Source organism: Paracoccus sp. 22332 (genome assembly GCF_052045125.1).
Lineage (GTDB): Bacteria > Pseudomonadota > Alphaproteobacteria > Rhodobacterales > Rhodobacteraceae > Paracoccus > Paracoccus haematequi_A.
In genome coordinates, this window is sequence record NZ_JBQEOI010000005.1 from 228151 (window position 1) to 254310 (window position 26160).

Here is a 26160-nt window from a genome sequence, read left to right on the forward strand (position 1 = left end):
GCAGGTGAAAACCGTCCTTGTCGCCGCCGTCGCGCTGATCGACACCGACGGGCGTGTGCTTCTGGCGCAGCGCCCGGAAGGCAAGTCCATGGCGGGCCTTTGGGAATTCCCCGGCGGCAAGGTCGAGCCGGGCGAAACGCCCGAGGCGGCGCTGATCCGGGAACTGCACGAGGAACTGGGCATCGACACCTGGACCTCTTGCCTGGCGCCGCTGACCTTTGCCAGCCACGGCTATGACGATTTCCACCTGCTGATGCCGGTCTTCGCCTGCCGCCGCTGGTCGGGGATCGTCCGGCCGCAGGAGGGGCAGCAGCTGGCCTGGGTGCGGGCCGGGGATTTGCGCAATTATCCCATGCCGCCCGCCGACATCCCGCTGATCCCGATGTTACAAATGTGGCTTTAAGGCCGCAGTTTCCGCCTCATTTCCATAATCTGCCCCCAAAATGTCGTAGATTGCCGCATCGTTAATTCCTTCTGAACAATTTCGTGACAGCCTGAACTCAGAGGGAACAAGAGGGCTTGACATGATTCGCACGATCTCGATCGGCAGCCATATTCTCGTCCAGGGGCTTTTCGAAGGTCTTGCCCCGAACGGGAACATGGTCGTCCGCATTGGCGCGCGCACCTTCGAGGGAAAACCGGTGACGCGCTGAGACCCGACGCACCACGACGGGCAAAGTGAAAGGGGCGGCCGCGACGGCCGCCCCTTTTTCCATGGGACAAGGCAAGCGCCGCTTACAGCGTGCGCTCGACCTCCTCGCGTTCGAAGATCTCGATGATGTCGCCTTGGCGGATATCGTCGTAATTCTCGAAGGCCATGCCGCATTCCTGGCCCGAGATGACTTCCTTCACCTCGTCCTTGAAGCGCTTCAGCGTCTTCAGCGTGCCTTCGTGGATCACCACGTTGTCGCGCAGCAGGCGCACGCCCGCCGACCGGCGCGCCACGCCCTCGGTCACCAGGCAGCCCGCGACCTTGCCGACGCCGGTGACCTTGAAGACCTCGCGGATCTCGGCATAGCCGATAAAGTTCTCGCGCACCTCGTTCGACAGCAGGCCCGAGGCCGCCGCCTTGATGTCGTCCACCAGGTCGTAGATGATCGAGTAATAGCGGATCTCGACCCCCTTCTGGTTGGCCGAATTGCGGGCCGGGGCGTTGGCGCGGACGTTGAAGCCGATCACCGGGGCCTTGCTGGCCTCGGCCAGGCCGACATCGGATTCGGTGATCGCGCCGACGCCGTAATGCAGCACGCGGACGCGCACCTCGTCGTTGCCGATCTTTTCCAGCGCCTGGACGATGGCCTCCGCCGAGCCCTGCACGTCGGCCTTCACGACCACCGGCAGTTCGGACACGCTTTCATCCGCCTTGGCCTTGGCCATCAGCTGTTCCAGCGTGGTCGCGGCACCAGCGGCGGCGCGTTTGTCCTTGGTCTGCTGGATGCGGTAATCCGCGATCTCGCGCGCCTGGGCCTCGGTCTCGACCACGTTCAGCACGTCGCCGGCGGCAGGGGTGCCGTCCAGGCCCAGAACCTCGACCGGGACCGAGGGGCCGGCGGAATCGACGCGCTCGCCCTTGTCGTTGATAAGCGCCCGGACCTTGCCCCACTGTTCGCCCACGACGAAGATGTCGCCGCGCTTCAGCGTGCCGTTCTGGACCAAGACGGTGGCGACCGGGCCGCGGCCCACGTCAAGCTGCGCCTCGATCACGGCGCCTTGGGCGGCGCGGTCGGGATTGGCGCGCAGTTCCAGGATTTCCGCCTGCAACGCGATGGCTTCCAGCAGTTCGTCCAGGCCCTGGCCGGTCTTGGCCGAGACCTCGACATCCTGCACGTCGCCGGACATCTTCTCGACCACGACCTCTTGGTGCAGCAGCGAGGTGCGCACCCGGTCGGGGTCGGCCGAGGGCTTGTCGATCTTGTTGATCGCCACGATCATCGGCACCTTGGCGGCCTTGGCGTGGTTGATCGCCTCGATGGTCTGCGGCATCACCGCGTCATCGGCGGCAACCACCAGCACCACGATATCGGTGACCTGCGCGCCCCGCGCCCGCATCGAGGTGAAGGCGGCGTGGCCCGGTGTGTCCAGGAAGGTCAGCACCGCCCCGGATTCGGTCGTCACCTGATAGGCGCCGATATGCTGGGTGATCCCGCCCGCCTCGCCCGAGACGACGTTGGCCTTGCGGATCGCGTCCAGAAGCGAGGTCTTGCCGTGGTCGACATGGCCCATGATCGTGACGATCGGCGGGCGCGGCCGCAGATCTTCCTCGCGGTCCTGCACCGTGTCGATCACCTGTTCCACATCGGCATCCGACACGCGGACGGCCTTGTGGCCGAATTCCTCGATCACCAGTTCGGCAGTGTCGGCGTCGATGGCCTGGTTGATGGACACCATCATGCCCATCTTCATCAGCGACTTCACCACGTCCGCGGCGCGTTCCGCCATGCGGTTCGCCAGTTCCGACACCACGATGGTCTCGGGCAACTGCACGTCGCGCACCTGTTTTTCGGTGCGGACATTGCCCATCGCCTTCTGGCGGGCGCGGTCCTGCTTGCGCTTCATCGCGGCCAGCGACCGTTGGCGGCCGCCTTCGCCGTCAAGCGCCTGGTTCAGCGACAGGCGGCCGGTGCGGCGGCTGTCCTCGGCCTTGGCCTTGGCCTTGGCGTCGCTGTCGCCGCCGGTGTCGCGGCGGTCGCGGTCGGTGCGGCGCGGACCCGTGGCCACGCCGGGCTTCTCGGCACGAGAGGCCGCGGCCTCGATCGCGGCGCGATCCGGGGCGGCCGGGCGCGCGCCCGCGGGACGGGCGGCGGCCGAGGCCGCACGGGCCGGGCGTTCGGCGGGTTTCGGTTCGTCCTTGCGCTTGGCCAGCTCCTCGGCCTCGCGGGCCAGGCGTTCTTCTTCCTCCGCCTTGGCCTTGCGGGCCTCCTCGCGTTCGCGTTCCTCGCGCTCTTTCGCCTCGATCTCGGCGCGGCGGCGTTCGCGCTCTTCCTCGCGGGCCTTTTCCTCGGCGGCGCGGGCCAGGGCGTCTTCAGCCTCGCGGGCCTTGGCGGCGGCAAGCGCCTTCAGCCGGCGCTCCATCTCGGCGTCGGAAATGCCTGCGGGGCGTTTCGAGGGATCGCTGGCGACCTTGGCGGTCAGCGGGTTCTTGACCTTGTCGGTCACGGCGGGAGCCGCGCCGGGCTTGGGCACCACGACGCGCTTGCGTTTGGTTTCCACGACGACGCTCTTGGTGCGGCCATGGCTGAAGCTTTGCTTGACCTGGCCCGAACGGCCGCTGCCGCCGAACCCCAGGGTCGATTTTCCGTCTTTGTCGCTCATCTGCGTCTTCATTCCTTCCCGGCCGCCGTATTGCTGCCGTCATGCCCGCGCAGACCCGTCAGTCTGCCGGCTTCCAAGATCACCTTGTCCGTCAGTCCACCCGCCGCAAGCGCGCCGTGTATGACATGATCGCGCCCGAAGGACAAACCCAATTCTGATGCGGTGAGGCAGCCGAACCAGCGTCCGCCCGTGGGCGTCCACAGCTTGCCCTTGCCCCGATCCGACCCGTCGCTGGCTTGCAGCAGCACCTTCGCGCGCCCCTCGGCCAGCCAGCCCTTGACCTTTTCGAACCCCGCCACCGCCCGGCCCGACTTGCGCGTCAGCGAGACCAGTTCGACCAGCCGCCGCGCAACCCCGGCCTCGACCAGATCGGCCAGGTTGTCGGGGGCCTTGACCGGCGCCTTGGCGGCGCGAGAGAACAGGCCCTTGGCCGCCGCCTTGTCGATGGCCGCGCGATCCGCGCTGACCCAAATTCCCCGGCCCGGCAGCTTTTCCGCCAGATCCGGGACGACCGTGCCATCCGGCCCGGCTACGAAACGGATCAGTCCAGCCTTGGGCTGGACCTCCCCGGTGACGATGCAGCGCCTTTCGGGCTGATCATGATCCTTGATGCGACCACCGCGACTCAAGCGGGCAAATCCGGGGCATCACGCCCCGGCCTCCTCGTCGGTGTCGTCGCCGTCGTCCTCGGCTTCGCCGTCCAGTTCCTCGGGATCGACCCAGCCCAGCATGACGCGGGCCGTCATCACCATGGTCTGCGCTTCCTCCAGCGACACGTCGAAGGGTTCCAGCAGGCCCTCGTCCTTGACCCGCTGACCGTTCACCGTGGTCCAGCCGCCGGCCAGTTCCCAGTCGGCGCAGGTGGCGAAATCCTCCAGCGTCTTCACACCGTCCTTGGCCAGCGCCTCCACCATCTGGGGGGTCAGCCCCTCGAATTCAATAAGGCTGTCCTCGGCGCCCAGGGCGCGGGCGTTTTCAAGCGCGGCCTTGTTCTTGGCTTCCAGGACGTCGCGGGCGCGGGCCTGCAATTCCGAGGCGGTGCTGTCGTCCACCCCTTCGATGGACAGCAGCTCGTCCAGATCGACATAGGCCACTTCCTCCAGGTCGGTGAAGCCCTCGGCCACCAGAAGCTGCGCGAAGAATTCGTCCAGATCCAGCGCGTCCATGAACAGCTGGGTGCGGGCGTTGAATTCGGCCTGGCGGCGCTTGGATTCCTCTTCCTCGGTCAGGATGTCGATGTCCAGGCCGGTCAGCTGGCTGGCCAGGCGCACGTTCTGGCCGCGACGGCCAATGGCCAGAGACAACTGTTCGTCGGGCACCACCACCTCGATCTTGCCGGCTTCCTCGTCGAAGACGACCTTGCTGACCTCGGCCGGTTGCAGGGCGTTGACCAGGAAGGTCGCCTGGTCGTCGTTCCAGGGGATGATGTCGATCTTTTCGCCCTGCAATTCGCCCACGACCGCTTGCACGCGGCTGCCGCGCATCCCGACGCAGGCGCCGACCGGGTCGATCGAGTTGTCATAGCTGATCACGGCGATCTTGGCGCGACTGCCCGGATCGCGGGCCACGGCCTTGATCTCGATGATGCCGTCATAGATTTCCGGCACTTCCATCTTGAACAGTTCGGCCATGAACTGCGGGTCGGTGCGCGACAGGAAGATCTGCGGCCCGCGCGATTCGCGGCGCACGTCCTTGACATAGGCGCGGATGCGGTCGTTCGGGCGATAGCTTTCGCGGCCGATCTTTTCGTTGCGCCGCAGGATCGCCTCGCCCCGGCCCACGTCGACGATGATGTTGCCGTATTCCTCGCGCTTGACGATGCCGTTGATGATCGTCCCGGCGCGATCCTTGAATTCCTCGTATTGCCGGTCGCGCTCGGCCTCGCGGACGCGTTGCAGGATCACCTGTTTCGCGGATTGCGCGGCGATGCGGCCCAGTTCAACGGGGGGCACCTGGTCCACGATCTCGTCGCCGACCTTGGGATCGGCCAGATAGGGGCGGGCCTGTTCGACGGTCAGCTGCGCCTGATAGTTTTCGACCGCGTCGTCCTCGACCACGGTGCGGATGCGGGTGAAGGTGGCGTTGCCGGTCTTGCGGTCGATCTTGACGCGGATGTCCATTTCCGCCCCGTACCGGGACTTGGCGGCCCGGGCGAGGCTGTCCTCCATCGCCTCGATGACCAGCTCCGGCTCGATCATCTTCTCGCGCGCGACGGCTTCGGCGGTTTGCAGCAGTTCAAGCTGGTTGGCAGAGGTGATTGCCATCACTCACTCCTTGGCATCGGCGTTCTCGCCGTCGTTGTCTTCGGTTTCGATCTCGTCAAAGGCGCTTTCGTCCAGGTTGTCGATCTGGATGCCCGCTTCCTTCTTCTGGCGCAGCATTTCGCGGATCAACTCGTCGGTCAGGACCAGCTTGGCGTCCGACAGCCAGTCGAATTGCAGCCCGATGGTCTGGATTTCGCCCGCTTCCTCGATGTTCAGCAGAACCTCGTCGCCGCCCTCACCCCTCTCGACGCCCGCCAGAACGCCCTTGAAGCGCTTGCGCCCGTCGATGGGCTGGTTGGTTTCCAGCCGGGCCTCGTATCCCTCGAAGGTCTCGAAATCCTTCATCCGGGTCAACGGGCGGTCGATGCCGGGGCTGCTGACCTCCAGGTGATAGGCGTCCTCCAGCGGATCCTCGACATCCAGGGTGGCGCTGACGGCCACAGAAATGTCGCCGCAATCGTCCACGTTGATGCCGCCTTCGGGGCGGTCGGCCATGATCTGCAAGGTCGCCGTCTTGCCGCCTTGCAGGCGGATGCGCACCAGTTCGAATCCCAGATCCTCGATCACCGGAGCGATGATCTCGGCCAGGCGGCGGTCGATGGCCGTCTTGGCGATCAGATCGTTCGACATGAGATCCCTTCGGATATGAAAAAAGGCCCGACAACGGGCCATACGGAAAGGTCCGGTGGGCAGGGGGTGGAAGCCTGCGCCGCTGTTGAGGGGATATTTAGCCTAGAGCATGGCGATGCGCAAGGCGTTTCAGCCGGCTTTGCGGTTTTCCGTCAAGTGCAACAGCCTGTCTACCATCTGAAGAACCTCGTCCGGGTCAATTGTGAAACCGCCTTCCGCGGGTGTTCCAATCACGGCGCCGCTGTGCATGTCCAGATTGCGTGCCCATTCGTGGGTCGCGACATAGAATCGATCCGGGGGAAGCAAGGTCAGCATCCCGCCCCCGTCGCGCAAGGAATAGATGCAATGGCGGTCCTGGCTGCCTTCGATGGTAATGATCACCGATGCGTCCAGAAGCGACCCGACAAGCTTCTTGCCGTCCCCTTCCGCCGTAACGACCAAGACGCCTGCGTCGGACAGTCGCTGCAGAAGTTGCGGCAGATTGACGATCTCGCGTGGTTTGCCCGAGGGGCCGCGTTGCAGGAACACGACCTTGCCCTTGTTGTCCTGGGGCATGAACCCGCGCCGCAGGCGATCTCGCAAGACGCGATACCGCGCGGCCTTTCGCCGACTGAATCCCAGATCCCGCACCAACGTCAAGGACCGTGTGCGGATGATCTTCCTTTGGATCCATTCCTGCCCGAACAACTGGCTGTAGGGGCTGACATCGGTCCAGGCGGGCAAGGGCAACGAAACCAGGCCAGGATGGTCCCTGAAAGCCTCGAAGGCGGATACGTCATCGCTCAGCCAATGGCCGAAATACATCAATCCTTGGGTCGAGTTGGCCAGAACCGTTTCATTTTCCATCTCTGCCGAGGCCAGGATATCCTGCCAGCCGGTCTTGACGCGGTCTGATAGGAAAAACGACTGACCTTTGCCAAAGATCATGCCACCCAGAACTGTCGCTTCGCCCATGTGATAGGTGGAAAGCGGACCTTCGGTATAGCTGCGCTCGGACAGAACCTGAACCAGTTCCGCAACGGTCCGGCCGAAGGCGCAATGTGTGACGCGCGACAGGTGGTCGGGGTTGAAAAGGGCAGGGCGGCAAGGAATGACCTGCGGTTCGTTTTCCAGAACCTGCTGCGGGTATTCACGAAACCGAACAGGCTTTCCGACAAACCTGCCGAGACGACGCATCTGGAAGGACGACCATACGGATGCGGGGTGAAGCATGGCGGGGGCGGCTCTCTGTTGGCTGTTCGGACAGGACGCTAGCCATTGGCTGATGGAATGTCCATTCGGCCCCGCCCCCTGTCCCTGATCGCGTCCATCACCTGCACCAGTTCCGTCGTGATACGCGGTTCGGACAGGGCATGGCCCGATGCGGGAATCAGGCGCAATTCGCAGTCTTGCCAGCCTTGTGCCAGCCGCCAGGCCGATAGCGGCGGACAGACCATATCATAGCGGCCCTGCACGATCACGGCGGGCAGGTGTTCGATCCGGTGGCGGTCGCGCAGCAGCTGGCCCTCGTCCAAGAAGCAGCGATGGGTGAAATAGTGATTCTCCAGCCGGGCGAAGGCGCGGGCGTAATCGGGGGGCGCGTGGCTGACGGCCGAGGATTGCAGCCCGGCCAGGGCGTTTTCCCACATCAGCCAAGGCTGGGCATAGCGGCCCTGCCGCCCGGCATCGTCGGAAAACAGCCGCTTGTGATAGGCCGCGATCAGGTCGCCGCGCTCGCTTTCGGGGATCGGGTCGCAGAACTGCGCCCACAGGTCCGGGAAGAACCGCCCCGCGCCGCCGCCGTAGAACCAGTCAAGCTCGGCCTGGGTGCCCAGGAACACGCCGCGCAGCACCAGTCCCGTGACCCGGCCGGGATGCGCCTGGGCATAGGCCAGGGCCAGCGTCGCCCCCCAGCTTCCCCCGAACAGCAGCATCGATTCGAGGCCCAGCGTCTGGCGGATCGTCTCGATATCCGCGATCAGGTGCGGGGTGGTGTTGGCATGGACCGAGGCCTGGGGCCGGGACCGCCCGCAGCCACGCTGGTCGAACAGGATCGCGCGGTAATGGGCGGGGTCGAAGAAGCGCCGCATGAAGGGGCTGCATCCCCCGCCGGGCCCGCCATGCAGCACGATAACCGGGCGCCCCTCGGGATTCCCGCTTTCCTCGACATAGGTCTGATGGCCGTCGCCCACATCCAGCATGTGCCGGGCGAAGGGTTCGACGCCCTGGTGAAGGCGGCCGTGCGATGCGGCGATTTGTCCTGCCAATCGGTCCATCGCCTTAATATAAGCGCAGACGAACCCGCCCGCCAGAAGGACCAGACCATGACCAGCCCCGCCACCAGCGTCGACCCCGCCGAGATCGCCAAGTTCGAGGCGATGGCCGCCGAGTGGTGGGATCCCAGGGGCAAGTTCCGGCCGCTGCACCTGATGAACCCGGTGCGGCTGGATTACATCGCCACGCAGATCGCCGCCGAATTCGGCCGCGACCGGCGCGGCCTGCGCCCGTTCGACGGGCTGCGGGTGCTGGATATCGGCTGCGGCGGCGGCCTGGTGGCCGAGCCGATGGCGCGCCTTGGTGCGGACGTGACCGGCGCCGACGCGGCCGAGGGCAACATCGCCGTGGCGCGGACCCATGCCGAAGGGCAGGGGCTTGCCATCGATTATCGCGCCGCCACGGCCGAGTCCCTGGCGGCCGAGGGCCAGCGCTACGATGTCGTCCTGGCGCTGGAGATCGTCGAACATGTGGCCGATCCCGCAGCCTTCGTCGCCACCTGCCGCGATCTGCTGCGGCCGGGCGGCATCGCGATCCTGTCGACCCTGAACCGGACCGTGAAAAGCTTCGGCGCGGCGATCCTGGGGGCGGAGTGGATCCTGCGCTGGCTGCCGCGCGGCACCCATGACTGGAACCGCTTCATCACGCCCGACGAACTGGCGGGCATGGCCGCAGGCGCCGGGCTGACGGTGGCGGATCGGCGGGGGATGGTCTTCAACCCGGTCAGCTTCGCCTGGCGCCTGTCCGACCGCGACCTGTCGGTGAACTATATCCTGACGGCGCGACGCGAAGGCTAGTCGCCGCTGCCCTCCAGCCGGATCCGCAATTCGCGCAGGACCGGCAGGGCGATGCGTACGCGGTCGACGCCGATGTCGCGCACGACCTCGCCGATCAGGGGCATGAAGGCGGCGATGGCCGCGTCGCGCGCTGCCCGGCCCGCCGGGCTGATCGACACGAACTTGCGCCGCGCATCGTCCCAGTCCGGGCGGATATGGACATGGCCCGCCCATTCCAGCCGCGACAGGGTGTTGGTCATCGCCCCCCGCGTCACATGGAAGGCCTGCGCCAGTTGCGCGGGGGTGCGTTCCTCGTTCACATGGGCCAGCAGGTTCAGCACCGAGAAATGCGAGATCTGCATTCCGCGCGGCAGGGCCTTGCTGATCAGGTTGCGCGACAACTGGTCGGCGATCAGCACCTCGGCGAAAAGGCTGGCCGCAAGCCGGTCATGGGTCTGGGGCTTGTCAGAGGCTTGGGGCCTGTCGGGTTCGGACACAAGGGGGCGCATGGTTCCCTGAGGAGCGGGCTGGGTTTTACCGGAAAGGGCGAAACCGTGACCCTGCCTTGCGGCCTGCCCCTTGGTCAAGCCCGACATTGGCCGCACCTTGCGTCACGTCCGCCCATGCCTATGCGCCCGTACCCGCCAGCAGGCCGTCCAGCTTGCCCTGACGCTCAAGATCGAACAGGTCGTCGCAGCCGCCGACATGCCGGTCGCCGATGAAGATCTGCGGCACCGTCCGGCGGCCCCCGGCGCGCTGTGTCATCTGCGCGCGGACCTGCGGATCGGCGCCCACGTCGATCTCGTCGTATTGGGCGTTCTTGTCGCGCAGCAACCCCTTGGCGCGGTGGCAGAAGGGGCAGGTGCGGGTGGTATAGATGGTGATCGGGGCTTGGCTCATGATGCGGTCCTTTTCCTGTCGTCCCCATATCTAGTCATCCTTGACCGCCCTTGCCAGAACCGCGACCGACACCGGCCCCGATCCCGCCGCCAGCAGCGCCTCGGTGGCCGCGGCCATGGTCGCGCCCGAGGCCATCACGTCGTCGATCAGCAGCACCGGCCGCCCCGCCAGGGCCGCCGCATGGCGCGGATTGACCGCAAGCGCGCCGGCGATATTGGCGAAGCGGTCGCCGACGCCCCGATGATCCTGTCCCGGCGTATGCCGCCGCCGGACCAGCAGGCCGGGCAGATGTGCCGCTCCGTGCGTCCGAGCCACCCGGCCCGAGATCAGCGCCGCCTGGTTGTATCGCCGCTTCAGCAGCCGCCGCAGATGCAACGGCACCGGCGCCACGATCGTGCCGGGCCGCACCAGCGGTGCCGCCGCGCGCGCCAGCCAGGCTGCAAGCGCGGGCGCCAGGTCGGGCCGGTCGCCATGCTTCAGCGCCAGCACCAGCTTGCGCCCGGTACCCGAATAGACCATCGCCGCCCGCCCAGCCTGCCAGGGCCGCGCCATCGTCAGGCAGTCGTCGCAGGTCAGCGTCGGGTCGTCCGCGCCCGTCCCGTCATCGGGCAGCGGCACCCCGCAGCGGCCGCAGGCCGCGCCGGTGATGAAGCGCGTGTCGGGAAAGCAATCCGGGCACAGCTGGCCGGGATCGTCACCCCCGCCCGCCACCGGCGCGCCGCAGGACACGCATTGCGGCGGGTAAAGCAGGCGCAACGCGCCTTTCATCGCCCCCTGAAGCACCCTATGTTCCATCCCCATGACCAAGCCCGCGCCAGATCGCCCCGCCCTGACCGACCGTCCCGCGCTGCTGCGCCAGCGCGCCCGCGCGATTCGTCAGGGCTTCGCCGACGTGCTGCACCGGCTTGCCGCCGACGAGATCCAGGATAGGCTCTCCGAGATTAACAGAAGGTTTACGGCTCCGGCCGTGGTGACGGGTTTTCCGCACCTGTGGTCCGAAACCTTCCCCGATGCCCGCATCGTCCCCGACGATCCGGTGCTGGATCTGGAACCCGGCGCGCATGACCTGGTGATCCACGCCCTGTCGCTGCACTGGGCCGAGGATCCGGTGGGCCAGATCGTGCAATCCGCCCGCGCGCTGCGCGAGGACGGGCTGTTCGTCGCCGCCTGCTTTGGCGGCCAGACCCTGCACGAATTGCGTGGCGCCCTGGCCCAGGCCGAGGTCGAACTGACCGGCGGCCTGTCCCCTCGCGTGCTGCCGATGGGGGAAATCCGCGACCTGGGCCAGCTTCTGAACCGCGCCGGGCTGGCCCTGCCGGTGGCCGATGTGGTGACGCAGAAGGCCAGCTATCGCGACCTGATCCACCTGGCCCGCGACCTGCGCGCCATGGGCGAGGGCAATGCGATGGCCGCCCGCCTGCGCCGCCCGACCGGGCGCGCGGTGCTGGCGAGGGCTGCCCAGATCCTGGCCGAACACCATCCCGACCGCGACGATCCGTCCCGGATCACGGCGACCTTCGATCTGGTCTTCCTGACCGGATGGTCGCCGTCCGACAACCAGCAGAAGCCGCTGCGGCCGGGATCGGCCAAGACCCGCCTTGAAGACGCGCTGAACCAAATCAGGACCAAGACATGACGCCAGCCCATGCGCCCGCAAACCATCCCGCGATCCCGCCGAAGAAGACCGGGATCCTGATCGCCAACCTGGGGACGCCGGACGGCTATGACTATTGGTCGATGCGACGTTACCTGAATGAATTCCTGTCGGACAAGCGGGTGATCGACTATCCGGCCTGGAAATGGCAGCCGCTGTTGCAGGGCATCATCCTGACCAAGCGGCCCTTTACGTCCGGCAAGAACTACAAGCTGATCTGGAACGAGGAGCGGAACGAAAGCCCGCTGATGACCATCACCCGGTCGCAGACCGAGGCCCTGCGCGCCCGCGCCGCCGCCGAATGGGGCGATCAGGTGATGGTCGAATTCTGCATGCGCTATGGCAACCCCTCCACCCAGGACGTGCTGGACCGGATGGTCAAGGCGGGCTGCCAGCGGATCGTGTTCCTGCCGCTTTATCCGCAATATGCAGGCGCGACCTCGGCCACGGCGAACGACCAGCTGTTCCGGGCGCTGATGACGCAGAAATGGCAGCCTGCCGTGCGCACCTGCGAACCCTATTTCGACCGCCCCGACTATATCGCGGCCCTGGCCGCATCGGTCCGCCGTGCCCTGGGCGACACCGTGCCCGCCAAGCTGGTCGCCAGCTATCACGGAATGCCGCGCCGTTACCTGCTGGAGGGGGATCCCTATCATTGTCAGTGCCAGAAGACATCCCGCCTACTGCAACAGGCGCTTGGCTGGCCCGACGGGGTGATCGACACCACCTTCCAGTCGGTCTTCGGGACCGAGGAATGGCTGCGCCCCTATACGGTCGAACATGTGGCCGAGCTGGCGAAACGCGGCATCGCCGACATCGCCGTGATCTCGCCCGCCTTCGCCGCCGACTGCATCGAGACCCTGGAGGAGATCAACGGAGAGATCCGCGAAAGCTTCGAACATGCGGGCGGCAAGGGCTTCACCTATATCCCCTGCCTGAACGACGACCCGGCACATATCGAGGTGATGCTGAACGTCATCCGCGACAATATCGGCGGCTGGGTCTGATCCCGAAAGCGAAAGGGGGCTGCCCGGCCCCCCGTCCTCAGATCACCAGAACCTGCGTGCCGACCTTGGTCAGGTCGAACAGTTCCTTGATATGTTCGTTATACAACCCGATGCAGCCGTTCGACGATTTGCGCCCGATCTTGCGCGTGTCATGCGTGCCGTGGATGCGATAATACTGCCAGCTTAGCCACAGCGCATGGGTTCCCAAGGGGTTGTCGGGTCCGGGGGGCACGAAATCGGGCCATTCCGGGTTGCGGGCCTTCATTTCCGGGGTTGGCGCCCAGCTTGGGCCCACGACCTTCTTGATGATCTCGGTCCGGCCGGTGCGGGTCAGGTCCTGGCTGACCGGGATGGACGAGGGATAGACCCGATAGGTGGCCCCGTCCTCGGACCAGAAATGCACCGCGCGCGAGGTCAGGTCGCACAGGATCGCGCCGTTGGTCAGGTTCTGGAAATGCGGCTGCCAGCTTTGGCCAGCGAAGCTGGAGATGTTGTGGCGCTGATCTGCGGTCGGATCATATTGCACCGCGCCCGCGTCGGGCGTGGCGCCGGGGACCAGCGCGCCCTGGATGGGCTGGCCGGTATAGGGGTCGTACTGCTGGGCAAGCGCCGGCATCGCCAGGCCTGCGGCGCCCAGGGCTGCGGCCGAACCCAGGAAGGCCCGGCGGCTGATTGCGGATGATTTGCTCATCGTCACATGTCCTTCGAAGGATGGCCGTTCTTGCTGGACGGCCTTGACCACTCTGCCTTTGGGGGCAGGACGTGCTATACGACCGGGCGGCGATTCCGGCAATTCAAACTGCCGTGCGGGCCAAGATGCCACAGCGCGCCGCTTCACGAATTCGTGGGTTTGATCGGCTGATCGTCCTTCGATAGATCTGCGCGCAAGAAACACGAGGGATGGCGAAAACATGCCGAATTACAAGGTGATCGCGACGCTGTCGCTGATGGCGCTGGCGGCCTGCCAGCCGCGCAGCCTGCCGCCGGTCGCGCCCGACGGGCAGTCGCTGCCCACCGGCCGCCAGATCAGCGCCGCCGAAGAGCAGCAGATTCCGATCCGTGTGTTGCAGCAAATCAACACGCTGCGCGGGAACATCGCCGCGCCCCCGCTGACGCTGAACCCGCAACTGTCGGCGGCCGCCCTGGCCCATTCGCGCGACATGTCGGCGCAGAACCGGGCCTGGCACTGGGGATCGGACGGATCCTCGCCGCTGGATCGGGCGCGCCGGGCCGGATATTTCGGCACCGTCATCGGCGAGAACATCTCGGAATCCTATGAAAACGACATGCAGACGCTGTCCGCCTGGATGGGCACGCGCGACACACGCGACGTGATCATGGATCCCGCCGCCACCAACCTGGGCTTCGCCTGGTATCAGGAACCCTCGGGCAAGCTGTGGTGGACGCTGCTGACCGGAAATTGAGCCGCAAGCAAAAGGGGCCCCGGTTGTCCGGGGCCCTGGTCACAACGGGTGCTGATCAGCGTCAGGGATTGATGACGATGGGAACGCCGGGGCGCAGCATCGCATAGACCTCTTCGATCTCTTCGTCCTTGATGGCGATGCAGCCCGCGGTCCAGTCGCGGTTCTTGGGCGCGAAGCGGTTCCCCTCGGGGCCGCGGCCGTGGATGAAGATGTCGCCGCCCGCGTGACGGCCCAAGGCGGCAGCCAGCGCGGCATCGCGTTCGTTCGGATAGGACACGCCCACCGACAGGTGATAGCGGCTGCGCGGGTTGAAGCGGTCGATGAAATAGACGCCCTCGGGCGTCTTGCCGTCGCCCTCGAATTGTTTGTGGCCGACCGGCACGTTGCCCAAGCCCACGTCATAGGATTTCAGCACGGTCGTGCCGTGCAGAAGATACATCTTGCGCGCGCCCTTGTTCACGACGACCTGGGTCACGGCCGGGCCGTTATAGCCCTTGAACTTGCTTTCCGGTTTGCCGCAGGCCGCCACGAAGGCAAGCAGGGAAAAGGCGACGGCGCGGCGCGTTGGCTTGAACATCACTGCCTCTGACGTTTTTGATTTTTGTGGGTGATTCATATCACAAGCGACTGTGATCTGACTAGGTTCTGACGAATTCCGCGACCGTTTCGACATGTGGCGACCACCGGAACTGATCGACCACGATCAGCCGGGTCAACCTGAAGCCGCCATCGGCAAGAAGCTGCGCATCCCTTGAGAAATTGACCGGATCGCAGGCCACGAAGGCCAGCCGCCCGACCCTGGATCTGGCGATTTCGCGCGCCTGCGCCTCGGCCCCGGCGCGGGGCGGGTCGATCACGATTGCGTCAAAGCGCTCCAGCTCGTCGGCCATCAGCGGGCGACGGGCCAGGTCGCGAATCTCGGTCGTGACGCGGCCCAGGCCGGGGGCGGCGCGCCAGCCCGCGTCCAAGGCGGCCAGGGGGGCCGCCAGCCCCTCGACCGCGTGGACGGTCGCGGCTTCCGCCAGGGGCAGCGCGAATGTCCCGCAGCCCGCGAACAGATCGACGATGCGCGTGGCGCCCGCCGTCATGCCGCGCACCGCCGCCAGCAGCGCGCCCTCTCCGTCCGGGGTCGCTTGCAGGAACGCCCCCGGCGGCGGCACGACCCGCGCGCGGCCCATCGGCAGGGCCGGGGGGCGGCGGGTGATCGACTGGCTGTCCCCGGCCTGATCCTGCCAGGTCAGCCGCGCCAGATCGCCCTGGTCCGCCAAAGCGGCCAGCGTCTGGAACAGCGCCGGATCCAACGGCTTGCCGCCGGTGATGGTCAGGTCCAGCCCGGCGGGGCCGTGGATCACCGTCATCGACAGTTCTGCGCTGCGCGAGGCGCCCGCCACGGTGATCTGCCGCAGCAGGGGCAGGGCTGCGGTGATCTGGGGGCGCATGACGTGGCATTCGGCCAGATCCACGATCACGTCCGAGGCCCGCGCGTGGAACCCCACTAAGGCGCCCTTCTTGGTGCGTTTCCCCGACAGCACCGCGCGGCGTCGCGACAAGGGGGGCGAGACATGCACCGCCTCGATGGGCGCGGGCAGACCGCGCGCGGCCAGTGCGGCCTCGACCACCTGCCGTTTCCAGGCGGTGGTGAAACCGTCAGACGCATGCATCAGTGAACAGCCTCCGCAGGCGCGGTAATGGGCGCAGATGGGCCGCACCCGGTCGGCCGAGGGCGTGACGATGCGCGGCGCGGCGATGCGGCCGTCCTGCGCCTCGCCCTCGATCCGTTCGCCGGGAAGGGTCAGGGGGGCCAAGGCGCGACCTGCGTCGCCGGCCGCCACCCCGTCGCCGCGACGGCCCAGGCGCTCGACCTGCCACAGGCTCATTCGGCCGCTTCCTCGGTGCCCAGGAACCCGCCCGACTGCCGGTTCCAATACCGCGCATACAGCCCGCCGCGCGCCAGCAGTTGATCGTGGCTGCCCTGTTCGACGATCCGGCCCGCATCCATGACGATGATCCGGTCCAGCTCGGCGATGGTGGACAGCCGGTGGGCGATGGCCAGCACCGTCTTGCCCTTCATGGCGCGGACCAGGGCATCCTGAACCTGGGCCTCGACCTCGCTGTCCAGGGCACTGGTGGCTTCGTCCAGAACCAGGATCGGCGCGTCCTTGAGGAACGCGCGGGCCAGCGCGATCCGCTGGCGCTGCCCCCCCGACAGCTTGACCCCGCGCTCGCCCAGATGCGCGTCATAGCCCTTGCGCCCGGCATGATCCTGCAGCGTCAGGATGAAGTCATGCGCCTCGGCGGCCCGCGCCGCCGCCTCAACCTCGGCCTGGCTGGCGCCGGGGCGGCCATACAGGATGTTGTCGCGGGCCGATCGGTTGAACATCGCCGTTTCCTGCGTGACCATGCCGATCTGGCGGCGCAGGCTTTCCTGGGTGACGTGGCGGATGTCCTGCCCGTCGATTCGGATGGCGCCCTTTTCCACGTCGTACAGCCGCAGCAGCAGCGCGACCATGGTGGACTTGCCCGCCCCCGACGCGCCGACGATGCCCACCTTCTCGCCCGGTCGGATATGCAGGTCGATGTCGCGCAAGCCGCCTTCGTCGCGGCCATAGGCGAAACCCACATGGTCGAAATCGATCCGGCCCGCGACGCCCTCCATCGCAATGGCATCGGGGGCGTCGGTCAGGCCATGGGCAGGGGACAGGGTCTTCATGCCGTCCTCGACCTCGCCCACGCTGCCCCAGATGCCCATCAGCGCCATGCTGACCCAGCCGGTCATCTGCGACAGGCGCATGGCGATGGCCCCCGCCGCCGCCACGTCGCCCGGCGTGGCCTGGCCCTGCCGCCACAGCATGATGGACCCGCCCACCAGGATCACCGGCAGCACCCCCGCAATCACCATCAGCGACATGCGGAAGCTGCTGCTGACCACGCCGAAATCCAGCGCCCGTTCGCGGAACCCCGCCATGGCACCCAAGGCGGCGCGATCCTCGTGTTCGGCATGGGCGAACAGCTTGACGGTCTTGATGTTGGTGATCGTGTCGACCACCTGCCCGGTGATCATCGCGCGGGCCGAGGCGCGGGCGCCCGATTTCGCGCGGATGCGCGGCAGGAAGAACTTGATCAGCACCAGATAGGACGCCAGCCACAGGATCAGCGCCACCGCGCCCCAGGCATCGACCGACACCAGGAAGGCCGCCGACCCCAGGATCGAGGCCAGCGCGAAAGCCACCACGTTCACCATTTCCGTGGCGACATCGGTGACGGCGCGGGCGGTCTGCATCTGCTTCTGCGCGAGCCGGCCGGCGAAATCGTTGTCGAAGAAGGCGACCGAATGGCCCATGGTCCAGCGGTGGATCCGCGACAGGACCAGCGGCAGCACGTTCGGCCCGATGATGACGCTGCTGGTCGCGGTGGACAGGCCGAAGATCAGCGGCCGCAGCAGCAGGAAGAAGCCCACGAAGGCCGCGACCAGCAGCCCGTTTTGGCCCCAGAAGGCGCCGGGATCGCCGCTGGCGATGGCGTCCACGACCCAGCCCAGCAGCACGGCCGCGACCACGTCGGCCACACCGCCCAGTGCGGATGCGACGGCGGCCAGCCCAAGCCCGCCCCAGGCGCCCGACAGGCACCAGCGGAAGAAGGCCAGCAGCGTGGCGGGGGGCGGACCCTCGGCGGGGCGGAAGGCGTCGATCAGGCGGCCAAGGCGGTGGTGCAGGGTCATGGCGTCTTTCCGGCCAGCAGGGCGATGTCGATCAGGGCGGAGGGCGGCAGGGCAAAGCCCGATTCGATCCAGGCATCCTCGGCCGCTTTCAGCCCCCGGCCAAGCGCCGGGCCTTGCAGGCGAGGTTGCAGATCGGCGGCGGCGATGGGCAGCGGGCGGGCGGCGGCCTGCGCCTCGGCCCAGCCGGGGCAGGGGCCTGACCGCCCGGTCTGGACCAGCAGCGCGGCGGCCTGGGCAAGGTCGCCCGACAGGCGATAAGCGATGCGGTGGAAGGACCAGTCCTCGGCCAGGGCGGTGGCAAGGATGCGATGGTCGCGGGCCTCGGACCGGGACAGGCGCAGAACCTCGGTCAGGTCGGCCTGGGACAGCGCGACCAGCCGCGCCAGCCAGGGCGCGGGGGATTGCAGGGCGGAAAGCCGGTCCGGCGCGGCATCCGGCAGAACCTTCTTCAGGACGCCGGTATCCGCCATCAGCCGGATTGCGGGCAGCGGATCGGGGGCCATCAGCAGCTTGCGGAATTCCTGGCCGATGCGTTCGCGGGAAATGCCGTCCAACCCGTCGCGCCCGTCCCGGCAGGCGGCGATCGCCGCCGGATCGGCATCGCGGCCATACCAGGCCAGGAAGCGGAAGAAGCGCAGGATCCGCAGGTAATCCTCGGCGATGCGTTGCGCGGGATCGCCGACGAAACGCAGGCGCCGGGCGCGCAGGTCGTCCAAGCCCCCGACAAGGTCGATGACCGTGCCGCCGCGGTCGGCATAAAGCGCGTTCATCGTGAAATCGCGCCGCCGGGCGTCCTGCGCCAGATCGTCGGAAAAGGCCACCACCGCGCGGCGACCGTCGGTTTCCACGTCGCGGCGCAGGGTCGTCACCTCGAAGCCGCGCCCGTCCGCCACCACCGTCACCGTGCCATGGTCGATGCCCGTGGGCACCGGCTTCAGCCCGGCGGCCTGGGTCAGCCGCGTGACCGTTTCCGGCGGCGCGTCGGTCGCCAGATCCAGATCGCCCACCGGCTCGCCCAGCAGGGCGTTCCTGACCGCGCCGCCGACCAGCCAGGCGCGGTGGCCGCCCGCCTGGAGGGCGTCGAAAACCGATTGCAGGGCGCGATCCTGCAAGGCCGCCGGGGGAAGCTGCGTCACGCCTGCATCCTTCTGGCCAGGCCCAGCAGAATCCGCGCCGTCGCACCCCACAGGTAATAGGGGCCGAAGGGCGCGGCGTGATAGCTGCGCCAGCCCTCGCGCCAGCGCCGCCTTTCGATCCGATAGCGCGAGGGATCGGCGACATGGGTAAAGGGCAGCGCGAAGGCCTCCTCGACCTCGCCGGGTTCGGGGCGCGGGGCGAAGGGGCCGCGGATGATGCCGATGACCGGGGTCACGGCGAAGCCGGTGACGGTGCGGTGCGGCGGCAGCGTGCCCAGCAGATCGACCTGCGCGGGATCCAGGCCGATCTCCTCCTGCGCCTCGCGCAGGGCGGCGGCCACATCGTCGGCATCCCCTGGATCGACCTTGCCGCCGGGCAGGGCGATCTGGCCCGGATGGTGGCGGAGGCCCGAGGCGCGCTTGGTCAGGAGCAGGCGGCCGTCGTCCTGATGGAACGCGGCCAGAACCCCTGCCGGGCGCAGGCTGCCCGCAGGCGGAGTCACGTCCGGGTTGAGGTCGTAATCAGAGGTCGGCCCCATGGCCACGGCCAGCGCGTGGCGCAGGCGATCCTCGGACCAGTCGGGAATCACTCGGCCGCCCTGTCGGACAGGGGCTGGCCGTCGGCGTCCACGGTGGCCTCGAAGCCCAGGCTGTGCGGGTCGAATTCGTAATGCGCCCCGCAAAACTGGCAGTCGGCGGTGACGATGCCCGCGTCGGTCGTCATATGCGCGATGTCCTTGGCGGAATAGATCGACAGCGTGTTGCGCACCCGGTCCGCCGTGCAGGAGCAGCCGAATTCGACCCGCTGCGTATCGAAGACGCGCGGTTCCTCCTCGTGGAACAGGCGCAGCAGCAGGTCGGTCGGCCCGACCGAGGGGCCGATCAGCTCCAGAACCTCGACCGTGTCCAGCAGCAGGTTGGCGCGGTTCCAATCCTCGGATTCGGCGCCTTGCAGGATGTCGGCGGCCTCGATCAGCCCGCCCTCGCCGCTGCCGCCGTCGCCCTGCATGGGTTTGGCGGGCAGGGTTTGCAGCATCACGCCGCCCGCCCGCCAATGGCTGTCCTGCCCCGACAGGCGCGACGCCCCGCTGGCAAGCTGGAACCGGGTCGGCAACTGTTCGGATTGCGCGAAATAGGTCTGCGCGCAGGCCGACAGCGACCCGCCCGCCAAGGGCGTGATCCCCTGATAGGGCAGCGTGCCTTCGCCCTGGTCGATCAGCACGGCGAAATAGCCTTCGCCGATCTGCTGGAAGGGGGGGCGGTCGTCCAGCCGGGCGTCGTCAAAGCTGGCCCAGGCGCGGATCCGGGCCGGGGCGCCGTCCCGTTCGGGGGCGTAATAGTCGGCGGCCAGCGTGCGGATGGCGCCGTTGCCCCGCACCTGAAGGCTGAGCTTCCAGCGCAGCTTGACGGTCGGGCCGACCAGGGCCGCCAGCAGCGCCAGTTCGGCCACCAGGGCGCCGACCGGGGTCGGATAGTCGTGGCGCGACAGGATGTGGTCCAGCACCCCGTCCAGGCGGGCGACGCGGCCGCGAATGTCCGAACGATCCAGTTGGAACGGCAGAATCGTGTCGTCCCACGCGATCTGGTTGATCTTGCTCATGCGGTGATTCCTGAAATCCTGGGCAGGCCCGCGCAAGGCGGGCCGGGTCGCGCCCAATATAGGATGTTTGCGGGCAATCCCAAGGGGGCGGCTTTTGCGTCGCGCGGGGTTGCGCTAGACGGGCGCGAGCAACCGGAGTTCCCATGATCCCCCGTTACGGCCATATTCCTTGCCCCGGACGGCGGCACCGTCTGCGCCCCGGCGCCTATGCCCTGCTGATCCGCGACGGGCTGCTGTTGCTGACGCATCAGTCCGGACCGGAACCGGAATACCAGCTGCCGGGCGGCGGCATCGATCCCGGTGAAACCGGCCTGCGCGCGCTGCACCGCGAGGTGTTCGAGGAAACCGGCTGGACCATCGGCAATGCCCGCAGGTTGGGCGCCTATCGCCGCTTCGCCTTCATGCCGGACTATGGCTGGTGGGCCGAAAAGCTGTGCCATGTCTGGGTGGCGCGCCCGATCCTGCGCCTGTCAGCCCCGACCGAGCCGCATCACAGCGCGCATTGGGCCACCCCCCGCGCCGCGATGGGCCTGCTGGCTGATCCGGGCGCGCGGGCGTTCCTGGCGCGGTTCCGGCACCTGATCTAGCCCGGACTTCTCACGAGTCGATGGCAGGGGGCGTGTTCGGGTCGGACTGGGTGTAGTGGACAGGGCTGTGCCGGTTTGGACACGCGGGTCTGCGGCGCCAGGAACGCGCGCGAGAGCGGTGGGGTTTGGAAGGTTGCGGGAAGGGGTCAGGCGGGGCGGCGATGGTACGTCAGGCACATAATCGGCGGTGGGCGCTGACGGTGACCAGCGCGCCGATCTTGATGAGCTTGACGCGAATGCTGCCGCAGGTGGCGCGGGCGAGCACGGCCTGGCCGAGGGCGCGTCGGCGCTGCAGCCACGCCATTTGCGCGTCCGTCAGCCAGAAACGATTACTCGTCGATCAGTCTCCTTGCAGAGGCTGAATCACGCCGCAAGCGGATGATCAATAGGTTCTTACCCTAATCCAAACGGGTTAGTCCTTCGCAGTCATTCGCAGTTCTGCTATCTCGGTTCACTCTCCCGTGATGTGGTGGATGGGTCCGGGATCTTCTAAATACGATTGGTTTCCCGGACTTCCTTCTACCTCCGACGCACAACGAGGGAGGAATCTGTGCGAATGAAAAACGGGGGGGTGCTGAGTTGCTGTGTGGTTGTCGGTCTGATGACCGCATCGTCCGGCGCATCGGCGCAAAGTCTGGCTGAACTTGAGGCGCGGGTCGCTCAGCTTGAGGCCGAAAAGGAAAACAAGGGGCTGGTCGTCTCGGGCAGCGGGATGGAGTTGACCTTTTACGGCTATGTCAGGGCGGATATCTACGCCGACAGCAAGTATAACATGGGTCCGAACAACCTGGGCTTTGCCAATATCACCTCGGAATCGCCCGAGGACGACAAGTTCGGCGCTCATGCGTACCAGACCCGGATCGGGGTCCGGGGATCGACCGGCGATTTCAGATTCAATTTCGAGGGGGATTTCTACGGAAGTGGCGGTGGTTCGTTCCGCATCCGCCATGCCTATGGCGAATATGCCGGCTGGATTCTGGGCCAGACATGGTCGAACTGGAACGCGGACGGAAACCCGGCGGCGATGGTCGATTTCAACGGCGTGCCCGGCGGTGCGGGCTATCGGGCGATGCAGATCCGCTATACCCACGCGGTGTCCGATGCGTTGACGCTGTCCGCCTCGCTTGAGGATGATTTTGCCTCCTACAAGTCGCGGCCTCTGGTGACAGGTGCAGTGCGCTTTACCCAAGGCGATAACATGTACAAACTCGCGGTTGCCTCGCGCGGGCTGGATGACCTGTCAGGAGACAGCGTGTCGGGTTGGGGTGCAAGCATCTCGGCCGTTGCGAAACCGTGGGAGGGCGGCACCCTGCGCGGCGTTTACGTCATCGGCGAGGGTGTATCCAGCCTGCTGAACTATGGCAACGGCATCGGCCAGCAGGCAGGGCAAGCCACGTTCAAGTCCGGCTACGACATCGACGCCAATGGCGACCCCGTCAGGATCAGCGGATATGGCTTCGACATTGCCCATGCCATCACGCCCAAGCTGGAACTGAGCGTTTCGTATGGCCATTACGACTACGACGACTTTGCCGGGATGGAAGCGCTTTCAGTCAAGGACATCTCCACCGGGTTCCTGACCGCACGCTACAAGCCGGCCGACAACATCCTGCTGGCCATCGAATACCAGCGTTTGCAGCGCAAGGAATTCGGCGGGGGCAAGGTCGACAACGACCGGATCAATGCCATGGCGCAGTTCAGCTTCTGAGCTTTTGCAGAACAGCCTGAGGGGCGGGGCGCATGATGTGTCCCGCCCTTTCTTCCGCGCTCTCACCTGATCGAACGATGCGGGATGCGGGGCCGGCGGGCAGTTTGGGACCACGAGATAGACAGGGGCAGGACATGGGAATGCTGGAGGGAAAAGTCGCGCTGATCACCGGCGGGGCACGCGGACAAGGGGCCGAAGAGGCGCGGCTGTTCGCTGAAGAGGGTGCGCGGATCATCGTCTGTGATATCATCGAGGACGAGGGGCGGGCGCTGTGTGACGAGATCGGCCCTGCCGCGCTGTTTCAGCGCCTGGACGTCTCGCGGTCCGAGGATTGGCAAGAGGCGATGCGGGTGGTCGCGGATCGTTTTGGCCGCCTGAATGTCCTGGTCAACAACGCGGCGATCTGCAAGCCGACGCCTTTCAGCGCCGAGGGGCTGGACGCGTTCGAGGCGCAATATCGTGTCAACCAGCTGGGGCCCTGGCTTGGCATTTGCGCGGGGGTGCCGCTGATGCAGGGGCAGGGCGGGTCGATCATCAACATCGTCTCGGCCTCGGGGATCAAGGCGTATAACGGTCATTCGGGCTATTCCGCGACCAAATATGCCGTTCGCGGCCTGACCAAGGTGGCGGCGCTGGATCTTGCGCCGCATGGCATCCGGGTGAACGCCGTGCTGCCCGGCTTTGTCGAGACACCGATGATTGCCGAGATCCTGTCACGCAATTCAGCGCAGCAGCAGATCGCGAGACTGCCTGCACGACGCGCGGGGGCACCGCGCGACATCGCCAATCTGGTCTGCTTTCTGGCGTCCGACCTGTCGTCCTATTGCACGGGCGCGGACTTCGTCTGCGATGGCGGGCTGTTGACCGGCCAGATCGCCGCGCAGGAGGGGTGAGGAATGGAGCGAGTTGCACTGATCACCGGGGGCGCGAATGGGATCGGTCTGGCCTGCGCTCTGGCCTTTGGTCGTGCGGGCGCAAGGGTCGCCATTGCGGATCGTGAAGAGGACGCCCTGGCGTGTGCCGCGAAGGAACTGGCGTCCGAGAATATCGTCAACCTGACCATCCCCTGCGATGTCAGTCAGGAGGCGGATTGCCGCGCCATGGTCAGCGCGGTCGAAGGGCGCTTTGGCCGGCTGGACCATGCCGTCAATGCCGCCGGCATTGCGGGCGGCGGTCCCGACCGGGCGCGCACGGCGGATTACGCGACCGAGACATGGAACCGGGTGATCGGGATCAATCTGACCGGAGTCTTCCTGAGCGCGAAGTTCCAGATCCCGCTGATCCTGCGCTCGGGCGGCGGGGCGATCGTGAACATCAGTTCGATCATGGGATTTCGCGGCGGGCCAGAGATCCCGGCCTATACGGCGGCCAAGCATGGGGTGCTGGGCCTGACCAGGACCATCGCCGACGAATATGGCGGCCAGGGGCTGCGCTGCAATGCCGTCGCGCCGGGGATGGTGCAGACGCGGCTGACCGCGCGCTATGATCAGGATCCGGCGCTGATGGAACAGGCGGTCCGCGCCATCCCGCAGGGCCGTTTCGCCAGCCCCGACGAAATCGCCGCTGCGGTGATCTGGCTCTGCGGGGACGGCGCATCCTTTGTGAACGGCACCTGCCTGACGGTGGATGGAGGGCAGCTGATTCGCGTCTGACCTTCAGGTCGCGGCCGGATAGTCGATATAGCCCTGCGGACCGGGGGTATAGACGCGCTCCTGATCGTAGCCGGACAGCGGCACGCCCTGGCGCAGACGTTCGACCAGATCGGGGTTGCCGATGAAAGGCCGGCCAAAGGACACGGCATCGGCCAGTCCGTCGCGCAGCGCCTGTGCGGCGCTGGCCCCGTCCAATTCGTTGTTCAGGATCAGCGGCCCCCGCCAATGCGCCCTGGTCAGGGCGAAGTTGTCCACTTTGGGAAAGCTGCGCCGCACCAGATGCAGATAGGCGAGCCCAAGCGCCGATGCGCGGTCGAACAGCAGGCCATAGGTTTCTGCCGGATCGGCATCGTCGATGTCATTATAGCCAAAGCCGGGGCAGACGCGCAGGCCGACACGGTCAAAGCCGATGGCCTCGCCCATGGCGGTCAGGCATTCCATCACGAAGCGGATGCGGTTCTCGACGCTGCCGCCGTAACGGTCGTCGCGCAGGTTCGTGTTCGAGGACAGGAACTGCATCGGCAGATAGCCCGAGGAGCAATGCAACTCGACCCCGTCCATGCCGGCTGCCCGCGCGTTCAACGCCGCCTGACGATAGTCCTGCACGACCTGCCCGACCTCATCGGTGGACAGGGCGCGGGGCGGGTCCAACGGCACCAGCCCGTGACCTTCGGCAAAGATTTCCGCCTTTGCGGTGACGGCAGAGGGCGCCACGATGTCCGATCCGTCCGGTTTGTTCAGCCGCGAGGCGACCCGCCCGCAATGCATCAGTTGCATCACGACCAGGCCGCTCTCGGCATGGACCGCCTCGGCCACGCGGCGCCAGCCCTCGATCTGCGCGGGCGAATAGATGCCCGGCGTGCGGCAATAGCCCTTGCCGTCGGGCGAGGGCTGCACGCCCTCGGTCACGATCAGCCCGGCGCCCGCGCGCTGGCGGTAATATTCGACATGCAGTTCGGTCGGTTCGTCCCGCGCGCCCGCGCGCGAGCGCGTCATCGGCGACATCGCAATTGCATTGCGCAGATTCAGCGCGCCAAGGCGGACGGGGGTAAAAAGCGGGGACATATCGTTCCTCATGCGCTGCGCGTCCGGGTGTTCAGATCACCGAAGGTCGCGCCCGGCGATGTCTCGACCCGCAGCCGCGTCAGCCGGCGATAGCAGAACTTCCACCCCTCGGGCGTCTTGCGATATTTCTCGTGGTAATGGCCATAGCCATGCAGCCAATGGTCCTGATCCGCCTGTTTCCAGAACAGCATGTCCTCCATCGCCCAGACGCCTTCGGCCGTATCGGGTCCGGTGATGGTGATCTCGGGCGTATGGGCATGATGAACGGAAACCACATCGGCCAGCACCTGCGACAGCCGCTGGGCATTGGCGCGGGCGCCGATGGCAGGCTCGCCGGCATAGGTGTCCGAGACGTGATCCTCGACATGCATGGCCTCGTAATCGGACCACCTCTTTTCGTCCATCGCGCGGATGCGGCGGGCCTTCAGGTTGCGGATATCCTCGATGGCCAGAAGCCGCTCCAGATCAGTCATC

The 26160-nt window shown here is 66.8% G+C and carries 29 protein-coding genes; 10 read left to right on the forward strand and 19 right to left on the reverse strand.

Going from position 1 to position 26160, the window contains the following annotated elements; genetic code table 11:
* Window positions 1-4: 4 nt before the first annotated feature.
* Both ACTJI6_RS08350 and ACTJI6_RS08355 read left to right on the forward strand, forming a co-directional pair.
* Entirely contained in the window at window positions 5-403 is a 399-nt protein-coding gene (locus ACTJI6_RS08350; RefSeq protein WP_440799584.1) for a (deoxy)nucleoside triphosphate pyrophosphohydrolase, read from the forward strand.
* Window positions 404-524: 121 nt separating this feature from the next.
* On the forward strand, window positions 525-653 hold the full coding sequence (locus ACTJI6_RS08355) for a hypothetical protein (RefSeq protein WP_277600623.1): 129 nt from the start codon (window positions 525-527) through the stop codon (window positions 651-653).
* Between the two features lie 82 nt (window positions 654-735).
* Here ACTJI6_RS08355 and infB read toward each other — a convergent pair whose 3' ends face one another.
* The 6 genes from infB to pip all read right to left on the reverse strand — a co-directional run bounded on the left by infB (window position 736) and on the right by pip (window position 8461).
* Window positions 736-3312 carry a translation initiation factor IF-2 gene (gene infB / locus ACTJI6_RS08360; RefSeq protein WP_126152860.1) on the reverse strand — a complete coding sequence of 859 codons (2577 nt, stop codon included), beginning with the start codon at window positions 3310-3312 and terminating at the stop codon, window positions 736-738.
* An 8-nt stretch (window positions 3313-3320) separates the two neighbouring features.
* On the reverse strand, window positions 3321-3941 hold the full coding sequence (locus tag ACTJI6_RS08365) for an RNA-binding protein (protein WP_126152861.1): 621 nt from the start codon (window positions 3939-3941) through the stop codon (window positions 3321-3323).
* 18 nt (window positions 3942-3959) lie between these two features.
* Window positions 3960-5576 (reverse strand): transcription termination factor NusA, encoded by a 1617-nt coding sequence (gene nusA / locus ACTJI6_RS08370; protein ID WP_440799589.1) that lies wholly within the window; start codon window positions 5574-5576, stop codon window positions 3960-3962.
* Window positions 5577-5579: 3 nt separating this feature from the next.
* Window positions 5580-6206 carry a ribosome maturation factor RimP gene (rimP, locus tag ACTJI6_RS08375; RefSeq protein ID WP_440799592.1) on the reverse strand — a complete coding sequence of 209 codons (627 nt, stop codon included), beginning with the start codon at window positions 6204-6206 and terminating at the stop codon, window positions 5580-5582.
* Between the two features lie 129 nt (window positions 6207-6335).
* The gene (locus ACTJI6_RS08380; protein ID WP_440799595.1) at window positions 6336-7418 is read right to left on the reverse strand and encodes a glycosyltransferase 61 family protein; all 1083 of its coding nucleotides are present in this window, start codon (window positions 7416-7418) and stop codon (window positions 6336-6338) included.
* Window positions 7419-7456: 38 nt separating this feature from the next.
* Window positions 7457-8461: a prolyl aminopeptidase gene (gene pip / locus ACTJI6_RS08385; protein ID WP_440799598.1), complete on the reverse strand. Its 1005-nt coding sequence runs from the start codon at window positions 8459-8461 to the stop codon at window positions 7457-7459.
* A 48-nt stretch (window positions 8462-8509) separates the two neighbouring features.
* Between pip and ubiG the strand changes: the two genes are divergently transcribed.
* Window positions 8510-9256 (forward strand): bifunctional 2-polyprenyl-6-hydroxyphenol methylase/3-demethylubiquinol 3-O-methyltransferase UbiG, encoded by a 747-nt coding sequence (gene ubiG / locus ACTJI6_RS08390; protein ID WP_440799601.1) that lies wholly within the window; start codon window positions 8510-8512, stop codon window positions 9254-9256.
* Here ubiG and ACTJI6_RS08395 read toward each other — a convergent pair.
* The 3 genes from ACTJI6_RS08395 to ACTJI6_RS08405 all read right to left on the reverse strand — a co-directional run bounded on the left by ACTJI6_RS08395 (window position 9253) and on the right by ACTJI6_RS08405 (window position 10903).
* Window positions 9253-9744 carry a MarR family winged helix-turn-helix transcriptional regulator gene (locus ACTJI6_RS08395; RefSeq protein ID WP_440799603.1) on the reverse strand — a complete coding sequence of 164 codons (492 nt, stop codon included), beginning with the start codon at window positions 9742-9744 and terminating at the stop codon, window positions 9253-9255. The two genes, ubiG and ACTJI6_RS08395, sit on opposite strands and share 4 nt — an antisense overlap.
* Before the next feature lie 118 nt (window positions 9745-9862).
* Window positions 9863-10135: a glutaredoxin 3 gene (grxC, locus tag ACTJI6_RS08400; protein WP_126153129.1), complete on the reverse strand. Its 273-nt coding sequence runs from the start codon at window positions 10133-10135 to the stop codon at window positions 9863-9865.
* A 30-nt stretch (window positions 10136-10165) separates the two neighbouring features.
* Complete coding sequence (locus ACTJI6_RS08405; protein WP_440799607.1) at window positions 10166-10903, reverse strand: double zinc ribbon domain-containing protein; 738 nt, start codon at window positions 10901-10903, stop codon at window positions 10166-10168.
* Window positions 10904-10934: 31 nt separating this feature from the next.
* On the opposite strand from ACTJI6_RS08405, the gene ACTJI6_RS08410 reads away from it, so the two are divergent.
* Together ACTJI6_RS08410 and hemH are read left to right on the forward strand one after the other, a co-directional pair.
* Window positions 10935-11771, forward strand: coding sequence for an SAM-dependent methyltransferase (locus tag ACTJI6_RS08410; RefSeq protein ID WP_440799610.1), 837 nt, complete (start codon window positions 10935-10937; stop codon window positions 11769-11771).
* Window positions 11768-12796, forward strand: a complete 1029-nt coding sequence (gene hemH / locus ACTJI6_RS08415; protein ID WP_440799613.1) for a ferrochelatase — start codon at window positions 11768-11770, stop codon at window positions 12794-12796. Before ACTJI6_RS08410 ends, hemH begins: the two co-directional genes overlap by 4 nt.
* 37 nt (window positions 12797-12833) lie before the next feature.
* On the opposite strand, the gene ACTJI6_RS08420 is transcribed toward hemH, so the two are convergent.
* A complete protein-coding gene (locus ACTJI6_RS08420; RefSeq protein ID WP_440799616.1) occupies window positions 12834-13487 on the reverse strand; it encodes a L,D-transpeptidase in 654 nt (217 codons plus the stop codon).
* Window positions 13488-13707: 220 nt separating this feature from the next.
* Here ACTJI6_RS08420 and ACTJI6_RS08425 point away from each other — a divergent pair, with 220 nt between their 5' ends.
* Entirely contained in the window at window positions 13708-14220 is a 513-nt protein-coding gene (locus tag ACTJI6_RS08425; protein ID WP_440799619.1) for a CAP domain-containing protein, read from the forward strand.
* Between the two features lie 61 nt (window positions 14221-14281).
* Here the strand turns inward: ACTJI6_RS08425 and ACTJI6_RS08430 are convergent, their stop codons facing one another.
* The 6 genes from ACTJI6_RS08430 to hslO form a co-directional block, all read right to left on the reverse strand.
* The gene (locus ACTJI6_RS08430) at window positions 14282-14797 is read right to left on the reverse strand and encodes a L,D-transpeptidase family protein (RefSeq protein ID WP_126153134.1); all 516 of its coding nucleotides are present in this window, start codon (window positions 14795-14797) and stop codon (window positions 14282-14284) included.
* Window positions 14798-14858: 61 nt separating this feature from the next.
* Window positions 14859-16097, reverse strand: coding sequence for a class I SAM-dependent RNA methyltransferase (locus tag ACTJI6_RS08435; protein WP_440799622.1), 1239 nt, complete (start codon window positions 16095-16097; stop codon window positions 14859-14861).
* Complete coding sequence (locus ACTJI6_RS08440; protein WP_440799625.1) at window positions 16094-17938, reverse strand: ABC transporter ATP-binding protein; 1845 nt, start codon at window positions 17936-17938, stop codon at window positions 16094-16096. Before ACTJI6_RS08440 ends, ACTJI6_RS08435 begins: the two co-directional genes overlap by 4 nt.
* A complete protein-coding gene (locus tag ACTJI6_RS08445) occupies window positions 17935-19074 on the reverse strand; it encodes a CCA tRNA nucleotidyltransferase (RefSeq protein ID WP_440799628.1) in 1140 nt (379 codons plus the stop codon). The genes ACTJI6_RS08440 and ACTJI6_RS08445 overlap by 4 nt, the downstream gene beginning before the upstream one ends.
* A complete protein-coding gene (locus tag ACTJI6_RS08450) occupies window positions 19071-19613 on the reverse strand; it encodes a CoA pyrophosphatase (protein ID WP_440799804.1) in 543 nt (180 codons plus the stop codon). The genes ACTJI6_RS08445 and ACTJI6_RS08450 overlap by 4 nt, the downstream gene beginning before the upstream one ends.
* 47 nt (window positions 19614-19660) lie before the next feature.
* Window positions 19661-20674 (reverse strand): Hsp33 family molecular chaperone HslO, encoded by a 1014-nt coding sequence (gene hslO / locus ACTJI6_RS08455; RefSeq protein WP_440799631.1) that lies wholly within the window; start codon window positions 20672-20674, stop codon window positions 19661-19663.
* A gap of 143 nt (window positions 20675-20817) precedes the next feature.
* Here hslO and ACTJI6_RS08460 point away from each other — a divergent pair, with 143 nt between their 5' ends.
* Window positions 20818-21261 (forward strand): NUDIX domain-containing protein, encoded by a 444-nt coding sequence (locus tag ACTJI6_RS08460; RefSeq protein ID WP_440799634.1) that lies wholly within the window; start codon window positions 20818-20820, stop codon window positions 21259-21261.
* A gap of 169 nt (window positions 21262-21430) precedes the next feature.
* On the opposite strand, the gene ACTJI6_RS08465 is transcribed toward ACTJI6_RS08460, so the two are convergent.
* On the reverse strand, window positions 21431-21565 hold the full coding sequence (locus ACTJI6_RS08465; protein ID WP_440799636.1) for a hypothetical protein: 135 nt from the start codon (window positions 21563-21565) through the stop codon (window positions 21431-21433).
* Window positions 21566-21862: 297 nt separating this feature from the next.
* On the opposite strand from ACTJI6_RS08465, the gene ACTJI6_RS08470 reads away from it, so the two are divergent.
* The 3 genes from ACTJI6_RS08470 (at window position 21863) to ACTJI6_RS08480 (ending at window position 24621) form a co-directional block, all read left to right on the forward strand.
* Window positions 21863-22969, forward strand: a complete 1107-nt coding sequence (locus ACTJI6_RS08470) for a DcaP family trimeric outer membrane transporter (protein WP_440799639.1) — start codon at window positions 21863-21865, stop codon at window positions 22967-22969.
* A 140-nt stretch (window positions 22970-23109) separates the two neighbouring features.
* Window positions 23110-23862 (forward strand): SDR family NAD(P)-dependent oxidoreductase, encoded by a 753-nt coding sequence (locus tag ACTJI6_RS08475; RefSeq protein WP_440799642.1) that lies wholly within the window; start codon window positions 23110-23112, stop codon window positions 23860-23862.
* Window positions 23863-23865: 3 nt separating this feature from the next.
* On the forward strand, window positions 23866-24621 hold the full coding sequence (locus tag ACTJI6_RS08480; protein ID WP_440799645.1) for an SDR family NAD(P)-dependent oxidoreductase: 756 nt from the start codon (window positions 23866-23868) through the stop codon (window positions 24619-24621).
* Between the two features lie 3 nt (window positions 24622-24624).
* On the opposite strand, the gene ACTJI6_RS08485 is transcribed toward ACTJI6_RS08480, so the two are convergent.
* Window positions 24625-25686, reverse strand: a complete 1062-nt coding sequence (locus ACTJI6_RS08485) for an alkene reductase (RefSeq protein ID WP_440799648.1) — start codon at window positions 25684-25686, stop codon at window positions 24625-24627.
* Between the two features lie 8 nt (window positions 25687-25694).
* Complete coding sequence (locus ACTJI6_RS08490; protein WP_440799651.1) at window positions 25695-26159, reverse strand: nuclear transport factor 2 family protein; 465 nt, start codon at window positions 26157-26159, stop codon at window positions 25695-25697.
* Window position 26160: the final 1 nt, after the last annotated feature.

Excerpts from the sequence above, each read along its gene's own strand:
- ACTJI6_RS08355 (WP_277600623.1), top strand. The coding sequence starts at position 525 with ATGATTCGCACGATCTCGATCGGCAGCCATATTCTCGTCCAGGGGCTT.
- infB (WP_126152860.1), bottom strand. The coding sequence starts at position 3,312 with ATGAGCGACAAAGACGGAAAATCGACCCTGGGGTTCGGCGGCAGCGGC.
- nusA (WP_440799589.1), bottom strand. The coding sequence starts at position 5,576 with ATGGCAATCACCTCTGCCAACCAGCTTGAACTGCTGCAAACCGCCGAA.
- rimP (WP_440799592.1), bottom strand. The coding sequence starts at position 6,206 with ATGTCGAACGATCTGATCGCCAAGACGGCCATCGACCGCCGCCTGGCC.
- ACTJI6_RS08380 (WP_440799595.1), bottom strand. The coding sequence starts at position 7,418 with ATGCTTCACCCCGCATCCGTATGGTCGTCCTTCCAGATGCGTCGTCTC.
- pip (WP_440799598.1), bottom strand. The coding sequence starts at position 8,461 with ATGGACCGATTGGCAGGACAAATCGCCGCATCGCACGGCCGCCTTCAC.
- ubiG (WP_440799601.1), top strand. The coding sequence starts at position 8,510 with ATGACCAGCCCCGCCACCAGCGTCGACCCCGCCGAGATCGCCAAGTTC.
- ACTJI6_RS08395 (WP_440799603.1), bottom strand. The coding sequence starts at position 9,744 with ATGCGCCCCCTTGTGTCCGAACCCGACAGGCCCCAAGCCTCTGACAAG.
- grxC (WP_126153129.1), bottom strand. The coding sequence starts at position 10,135 with ATGAGCCAAGCCCCGATCACCATCTATACCACCCGCACCTGCCCCTTC.
- ACTJI6_RS08405 (WP_440799607.1), bottom strand. The coding sequence starts at position 10,903 with ATGAAAGGCGCGTTGCGCCTGCTTTACCCGCCGCAATGCGTGTCCTGC.
- ACTJI6_RS08410 (WP_440799610.1), top strand. The coding sequence starts at position 10,935 with ATGACCAAGCCCGCGCCAGATCGCCCCGCCCTGACCGACCGTCCCGCG.
- hemH (WP_440799613.1), top strand. The coding sequence starts at position 11,768 with ATGACGCCAGCCCATGCGCCCGCAAACCATCCCGCGATCCCGCCGAAG.
- ACTJI6_RS08420 (WP_440799616.1), bottom strand. The coding sequence starts at position 13,487 with ATGAGCAAATCATCCGCAATCAGCCGCCGGGCCTTCCTGGGTTCGGCC.
- ACTJI6_RS08425 (WP_440799619.1), top strand. The coding sequence starts at position 13,708 with ATGCCGAATTACAAGGTGATCGCGACGCTGTCGCTGATGGCGCTGGCG.
- ACTJI6_RS08430 (WP_126153134.1), bottom strand. The coding sequence starts at position 14,797 with ATGTTCAAGCCAACGCGCCGCGCCGTCGCCTTTTCCCTGCTTGCCTTC.
- ACTJI6_RS08435 (WP_440799622.1), bottom strand. The coding sequence starts at position 16,097 with ATGAGCCTGTGGCAGGTCGAGCGCCTGGGCCGTCGCGGCGACGGGGTG.
- ACTJI6_RS08440 (WP_440799625.1), bottom strand. The coding sequence starts at position 17,938 with ATGACCCTGCACCACCGCCTTGGCCGCCTGATCGACGCCTTCCGCCCC.
- ACTJI6_RS08450 (WP_440799804.1), bottom strand. The coding sequence starts at position 19,613 with ATGGGGCCGACCTCTGATTACGACCTCAACCCGGACGTGACTCCGCCT.
- hslO (WP_440799631.1), bottom strand. The coding sequence starts at position 20,674 with ATGAGCAAGATCAACCAGATCGCGTGGGACGACACGATTCTGCCGTTC.
- ACTJI6_RS08460 (WP_440799634.1), top strand. The coding sequence starts at position 20,818 with ATGATCCCCCGTTACGGCCATATTCCTTGCCCCGGACGGCGGCACCGT.
- ACTJI6_RS08465 (WP_440799636.1), bottom strand. The coding sequence starts at position 21,565 with ATGGCGTGGCTGCAGCGCCGACGCGCCCTCGGCCAGGCCGTGCTCGCC.
- ACTJI6_RS08470 (WP_440799639.1), top strand. The coding sequence starts at position 21,863 with ATGACCGCATCGTCCGGCGCATCGGCGCAAAGTCTGGCTGAACTTGAG.
- ACTJI6_RS08475 (WP_440799642.1), top strand. The coding sequence starts at position 23,110 with ATGCTGGAGGGAAAAGTCGCGCTGATCACCGGCGGGGCACGCGGACAA.
- ACTJI6_RS08480 (WP_440799645.1), top strand. The coding sequence starts at position 23,866 with ATGGAGCGAGTTGCACTGATCACCGGGGGCGCGAATGGGATCGGTCTG.
- ACTJI6_RS08485 (WP_440799648.1), bottom strand. The coding sequence starts at position 25,686 with ATGTCCCCGCTTTTTACCCCCGTCCGCCTTGGCGCGCTGAATCTGCGC.
- ACTJI6_RS08490 (WP_440799651.1), bottom strand. The coding sequence starts at position 26,159 with ATGACTGATCTGGAGCGGCTTCTGGCCATCGAGGATATCCGCAACCTG.